This is a genomic window from Alcanivorax sp. HI0083 (genome assembly GCF_001635175.1).
The window spans coordinates 1-7,242 of record NZ_LWFX01001004.1; the positions used below are offsets into that span (position 1 = coordinate 1).

Genomic DNA, 7,242 nt, shown 5'->3' on the forward strand with positions numbered 1-7,242 from the left:
AAAAAATTATCATCGCGGCTGACGGTTTCACGGCCCAGCAGTTGCTGCCAGATCGTCGCCAGCGTCTGTTCATTATCCGTCTGTGGTGCGTCACCTTCGCTGGCGGTTTGCCACTGCGGCGCCGGCAACGCCTTGCGATCGACTTTGCCTGCCGGGGTCAGCGGCAAGGCTTCCAACACGACCAACTGGCTGGCACCATATAGTCGGGTAAAGATTGGGATAAGTCATCGAGGATAGCGGTAACGTTCAGCGATGGGGCCTCGCTGCGCTCGTTTCGCGGCTCAAGCGCCGCTCCTACAGAGGGGCGTGCGACGATGTAGGCTACCAAGCGATCCCCCGTCGGCGATGGCTGCGCCACCACGGCGGCCTCACGAATCTGTTCATGGCCCAGCAGTTGGCTTTCAATTTCGCCCAGCTCAATACGGAAGCCGCGGATCTTCACCTGCTGATCCACGCGGCCCAGGTATTCCATCACGCCATCGTCCCGGTACTTCACCAGGTCACCGGTGCGGTACATGCGCTCGCCGGGTTCGCCGAAGGGATCCGGCAGAAAGCGTTCGGCGGTCAAGTCCGGGCGCTGATGATAACCCCGGGCCAGGCCCACTTCGTTGCCGATATACAGTTCCCCGGCGACGCCGACCGGCACCCGATTAAGATCCTGATCCAGCACATACAATTTTCTCGGCCCCACGGCGGTGCCGATGGGCGCGTAGGCACTGGTCAGGGAGTCCCCTTCATAGGCGGCCCACAGCATCGGGGTGACCACGGTTTCGGTAGGACCGTAACCGTTGAGAATGCGCTGCGGTTTCAACACCTGCTGCATGCGTTCGAAGGTTTCCCGGGTAAAGGCTTCGCCCCCCAGGGTCCAGGAACGCACTTTCAGTGCGGTTTTTTCCTGTTCGATCCAGTCCAGCAGCGGGCCCATATAGCTGGGCGGAAAACAGGCCACGGTGACGCCTTCGTTTTTCAGCACCTCACAGCATTGTTCCGCGCTCCACAGTTGCTGGTCACGAATCACCACACGGGAACCAAAGGCCAGCGGCACCGTCCAGCGCTCTACGGCGCCATCAAAACTGATGGAGGCGAACTGCAGCTCCACATCATCCGGGGTCATGCCATAGCGTTCACCGATGGTTTGCACATGCATGGAGAGACCGGCATGGGTCAGCGACACGCCTTTGGGTTTGCCGGTGGAACCGGAGGTGTAGATCACATAGGCGAGCTGATCCGGGTGCGGTTCTTCGTTGGGAATGCCGAAAGCAAAACTGTCCAGTGAGAGTGTATCGACAGCAATAGGGCTAACGGTTGCAACACGGGGCAAGGTTTCAATCAAATCTGAAGACGTAAGCAGCAACTTGGCGCCGCTGTCTTCCAGCATGTAGTGCAAGCGTTCGGAGGGATAACCCGGGTCCAGCGGCAAAAAGGCGCCGCCCGCTTTCATCACGGCGATAAAAGCTTCCACCATGGTGACGCCGCGCTCGAAGGACACACCAATCACGCCATCCGGTTTTACACCCTGGGCGATCAGATAACGGGCCAATTGATTGGAACGTGCTTCCAATTCAGCAAACGACACGCGGGTATCCCCGTGCATCAGTGCAATGGCATCGCCCTGTCTCGCAGCCTGCTGTGAAAACAAAGAGACAAAACTATCCGCTTGCCACTGGCCGGCCCCCTGCCCCCAATGCTGCAGCTGCGGTAAATCGGCCTCTGACACAGCGATGGCACCCAGCGTTCGCTGACCCTCGCCGAATGCCGCCAGCACCTGGCTCATGGCCTGCTTCAGTCGCTCGGCAGTGTCTGAATGAAAACGGTCTGCCGCATAGGTCAGCGTCAGCAACAACGCACCGCCATCCCCCTCATGGACATCCAGTGCCAAATCAAACAACGCATGCGGCACACCCTGAGCAAGCGGTGCAATGGTGACGCCGTCGCTCAGATTTCTTGCTGTCGTATCGCGACGCTGATAGTTGAACAACACCTGGAAAAGGGGTGTTTCACCCGGCTCCCGGCGAGGCGACAGGGATGCCACCAGCTGATCAAACGGCAGCGCCTGGTGAGCCTGGGCGTCCAGCATGGTCTGGTGCAGCTGCGCCACCCACTGGCTTACCGTGAGCGCCGCCTGCGGCTGCCCGCGCACCACCAGGGTATTCACGAAGAATCCCACCAGCGCTTCTACTTCGCTGCGTTCGCGGTTAGCCACCGGGACACCCACCGGAATATCACGGCGACCACTCACCGACGCCAGCGCCCACTGCCAGGCCGCCAAAACCACCGTGAACAGGGTGGTGTCGTTTTTCCGCGCCAGCGTCTGCAACGGCCCCTGCAAGTGAGAAGGAACCGTCCATTGCACACTGGCCGCCGTACGCAAGGCGGTCTGTGCCGGGGCACGGTCATGGGCAATCAGTAACGGGGGCTGCGCCCTTTCCTGTTGCTCATGCCCCAGTTGTTGGCGCCAGTACGCCAGTTGTCTGTCACGTTCACCGGCATCCAGCCAGGCCTTTTGCCAAAGCGCGTAATCCGCATACTGAATGGCAAGCTCAGGCAGCGATGCATCACTGAGATACGCTTGCGCCAGATCCGCAAAGAACACATCCATGGACCAGCCATCGGACACCAGATGGTGCATGACCAGCTGCAAGCGCCAGCCTTGATCCGACAGTTGCAGCAACTGCACACGCAATGGCGAATCACTGCCCAGCACAAAGAGCCGGTGAGCATGTTCATCCGCCAGGGTTTGCCGGGCATTGCCATCCAGCATGCGAGCATCGCGCTGTTCAACGATCAGGGAATCAGTGCCAATCTGTTGCAGCCCTTCGCCGCCCTCTTCCACAAAACGGGTACGCAGGCTTTCATGTCGCTGGACCACCGCATCCAGAGCCCGCAGCAACCGCGACACATCCAGTGCCCCGTTCAGTTCAAAGGCGGCGATCAGGTGGTAGGCGGTGTTGTCTGGCTCCAGCTGATGAATGGTCCACAGGCGCTGCTGTGCTGGCGCCAGCGGGATACGATTCGGGCGGTCACCGGCGACAATCGGCAGACGCTCGAAGGGAATGCCCTTTTCCCCCAGCTTCTGTAGAAAAACCGCCTGTTTGGTTTCATCCAGCGCCATAAAGCGCTGCGCCAGTGCCGCCTTGTCCAGGCTCATAGGTCACTCCGGATCATAAATCTTCCAGGTCATCGAGCAGATCGGCCATGGCCGACAGGTCATCCTGCTCCTGCTGTTTGGCATCGCCGTTGTGTTCGTCCACCAGCGCGGCCAGTGCCTGCAAGGTGTCCGCCTCAAATAACGCGCGCAGAGGAACATCCACACTCCAGCGATCGCGCAGCGTGGCAACCACCCGTGTGGCTAACAGCGAGTGCCCACCAAGGGCAAAGAAATTGTCATCCAGCCCCACTGGCGATTGCCCCAACAACTCTTCCCACAACGATGCCAATTGCTGTTCGGTGTCGGTTTGTGGAGCACGGTATTCACGGGCCTGCCATTGCGGTTCCGGCAGGGCCTTGCGGTCCAGCTTGCCGTTGGGTGATAGAGGCAGCACCTCCAGCACCATAAACAGCGAGGGCACCATGTACTCGGGCAACGCCTCAGCGAGAGACTGTCGCCAACCGTCACGGTTATCGCTATCGGCGCTCACATACGCCACCAACTGGTCACCGGCGTCACTGTGATGAGCAACCACAACCGCATCATTCACCTCAGGCAATTGCTTTAGCTGTTGTTCGATTTCACCCAGCTCGATACGCAAGCCCCGGATCTTCACCTGATGATCGAGGCGGCCCAGATAATCAATGGTGCCATCGCCCCGTTGCCGCACCTGATCGCCGGTGCGGTACAGGCGGCTGCCCGGCTCACCGAAAGGATTGGGCAGAAAACGTTCTGCCGTCAGATCCGGGCGGGCAAAATAGCCCCGTGCCAACCCTGTGCCGGCCAGGTACAACTCACCGGGGACACCACGGGGGACCGGGTTGAGGTCCGTATCCAGCACATGCAGCTGAATATTGCTGATCGGTACACCGATGGGCACGGTGTGGCCGCCTTCCGGCTTTTCCTTTTCTTCTCTCTCCAGGGAACGGCACTGCCAGAAACTCACATCAATGGCGGCTTCGGTGGGGCCGTACAGGTTGTGCAGTTCCACATCGTTGCGGCTGGCGAACACGTCTTTCTGCAGCTCCATATCCAGCGCTTCGCCGCTACAGATCAGGCGCTTGAGTTGTGGCAGATGCTGCAGGCCGGTGGCATCCACAAACGCCTTCAACATGGACGGCACAAAGTGCAGCGTGGTGACATCTTCCTCGGCCATGATCTGTTGCAACCATTGCGGATCAGCATGGGCTTGCGGCGGTGCCACCGCCAGCCGTGCGCCCACCATCAATGGCCAGAAAAATTCCCACACCGACACATCAAAACTGAACGGCGTTTTTTGCAGTACACAGTCCGCCGCCTGCAACGGATATTCGTTCTGCATCCACAGCAACCGGTTTTCCAGCGCCGCCTGGGTATTGAGCACGCCCTTGGGTTTGCCGGTGGAGCCGGAGGTGTAAATCACATAGATCGCCTGATCCGGGTGCCACTGCACGGCCGGCGGCGTCACCGGCTGATCACTCACATCCAACTCGTCCAGACACCACATGGGCACCACTTGCGGCCAGCTTTCCAGCAACTCGCTATGGGTCAGCAACAACGCCGGGGACGACGCTTCCAGAATGTAGGCGAGTCGATCCTGCGGGTAGCCCGGGTCCAGCGGCACATAGGCACCGCCGGCGCGGGTGATGGCAAGAATACCGATAACCAGTTCCAGCGACCGGGGCAAGCCGATGGCCACACGCACGTCCTCTTTCACCCCGGCACGGCGTAAACGGTTCGCCAGTTGATTGACCTTGCGCTCCAGCTGCGCATAGCTGAGCTGCTGCTCGCCCATGCTCAGAGCGATGGCATCCGGGGTGCGAGCCGCCTGCTGACTCAGCCGCTTCGGTACCGCGGTAAAATCGCCCCAATCTTTTTCGGTACGATTGAAGTCTTGGCTCGCGGCCACTTCGTTTGCGGTCAGCAGGCTCGCATCAGACAGCCGTTGCTGCGGGTCATCCAGCAACGCGCCCAGCAGAATGGAGAAATGGTCCCGTAACCGTTCGATGGTTTCCGGTTTGAATAATGCAGTGGCATAACCGATAAAGCCCTGCAGCTGTTCATCGTCTTCCAGAATATCCAGCGCCAGTTCGAACTGGGCACCAGCGGCACCGGGATCGAATGGGGTAATCACCGCTTCCGGCCACTGGGGCGCAAAGGTCTGGCTGAGCCGCTGATGATTGAATGCCACCTGGAACAAGGGGTGGCGATCCAGGCTTCTGTCTACTCCCAGCGCCTCCACCAGAATCTCGAACGGCAACGCCTGGCGGCCCTGAGCGGCACCGATAAATTGCTGAGTGGCCGCCACCTGTTGCGCAAACGTCTGCGGCTGATGGTATGACGCCGGGATCACCAGCGTATTGATGAAACAGCCCTGCAGGGTTTCCGTCTCCGCCAACAAACGCCCAGCCACCGGCACCCCGACCCGCACCTGAGGCTGGCCACTGTAGCGATGCAGCAGGGTCTGCCAGACACTGAGCAACAGCGTGGACACGGTGGAGCCCAGCTCGCTGGCTCGCTGCTTCAGCTGCACCAATTGCGCATCACTGATCGGCATGGGCAAGCGCGCGCCGCCGCTTGCCTTGCCCGGCAAACCACCTCGTGGATAATCCGTGGACAAGGCCAATGGCTCGCCACCATCGCCGAGCTGTTCGACCCACCACTGGGTTTGAGCACGGGCCTCGTCACTGTCCAGCCATTGCTGTTGCCAGGCCGCATAATCCGCGTACTGAATCGCTGCGGGGTTCGCCGCCAGCGTCTCGCCCTGATGGGCCCGTTGATACAGTTCGCTCAACTCTGTCAGCAACAGCTGCATGGAAACACCATCACCAATGATGTGATGCTGCACCAACAACAGCTGATAACGCTGCGCCGAGAGTTTCAGCACCTGCACCCGCAGCAAGTCATCCGCTGCCAGGTCGAACGGCCGCGTTAATGCCTCATGCTGGAGCGCCTCATGTTGGTGAGAGCGGGCTACCGCGTCCGCCCCGGTTTCTTCGCTCAGGTCCTGCCACTCAATAGCCACCGTGCCAGCATCGAGAATTCGCTGGTGGGGTTCGCCACCCGCCTCGATAAAACGGGTACGCAGGCCTTCATGATTGGCCACCAGAGTATTCAGCGCTCGTTGCAGAGCATCGCGATGCAGCTCACCGCGCACCTCCAATGCCAGCGGCATATGGTAGGCGCCGTTTTCCGGTTCCAGCTGTTGCACAAACCAGAGCCGACGCTGGGCGGCAGAACAGGGCAAGTCACCGTGGCGCGGCACCGGCTGAATCGCCGGCAGGGCATCCACCGGCTGACACAGCAAGGCACATTGCTTGAGCAATGGCTGCTCAAAAATCCGGTTCAGCGGCAAATCCAGCTGGTGCTGATGGCGCAGCCGGTTAACCATCTGTACCGCCAACAGCGAATGGCCTCCCAGATTGAAAAAGTGATCATCACGGCTGACGCTTTCCAGCCCCAGCAGGGATTGCCAGATTGCCGCCAGCACCATTTCGTTATCGGTTTGCGGCGCCTCGCCGCTACTGCCCGTCTGCCATTGGGGCAAGGGCAATGCCTTGCGATTCACTTTGCCCGCTGGCGTCAGCGGCATGGCTTCCAGGGTGATTAGCTGGCTGGGCACCATATAGTCGGGCAGGGAAATGGCCAGTTCAGAAAGGATAGCGGTAACGTCCAGCGATGGGACCTCGCTACCCTCGGTTCGCGGCTCAAGCGCCGCTCCTACCGAGGAGCGTGTGACGATGTAGGCTACCAAGCGATCTCCGCCCGGTGACGGCTGGGCGAGCACCACCGCTTCACGGACCTGCGGATGGGCGAGCAGGCGGCTTTCAATTTCGCCCAGCTCAATACGGAAGCCGCGAATCTTCACCTGCTGATCCACCCGGCCCAGGTATTCCATTACGCCATCGTCCCGGTACTTCACCAGGTCCCCGGTGCGATACATGCGCTCGCCGGGTTCGCCGAACGGGTCTGGCAGGAAACGCTCCGCCGTCAGGTCCGGGCGCTGATGGTAGCCACGGGCCAGGCCCACTTCGTTGCCGATATACAGTTCCCCGGCGACGCCGACCGGCACCCGGTTAAGATCCTGATCCAGCACATACAACTTTCTCGGCCCC

3 protein-coding genes are annotated in these 7,242 nt (G+C 60.4%); all 3 read right to left on the bottom strand.

Translation table 11 applies throughout. The features are described 5' to 3' along the window. Positions 1-185, bottom strand: a 185-nt coding sequence (locus tag A3754_RS28550; protein WP_231880607.1) for a hypothetical protein, incomplete at its 3' end; no start/stop codon positions are given. Next, positions 158-3,148: an amino acid adenylation domain-containing protein gene (locus A3754_RS12190; RefSeq protein ID WP_231880608.1), complete on the bottom strand. Its 2,991-nt coding sequence runs from the start codon at positions 3,146-3,148 to the stop codon at positions 158-160. The genes A3754_RS28550 and A3754_RS12190, both read right to left, overlap by 28 nt. A 13-nt stretch (positions 3,149-3,161) precedes the next feature. Then, a partial coding sequence (locus A3754_RS12195) for a non-ribosomal peptide synthetase (protein ID WP_156496965.1) occupies positions 3,162-7,242 on the bottom strand: 4,081 nt, incomplete at its 5' end.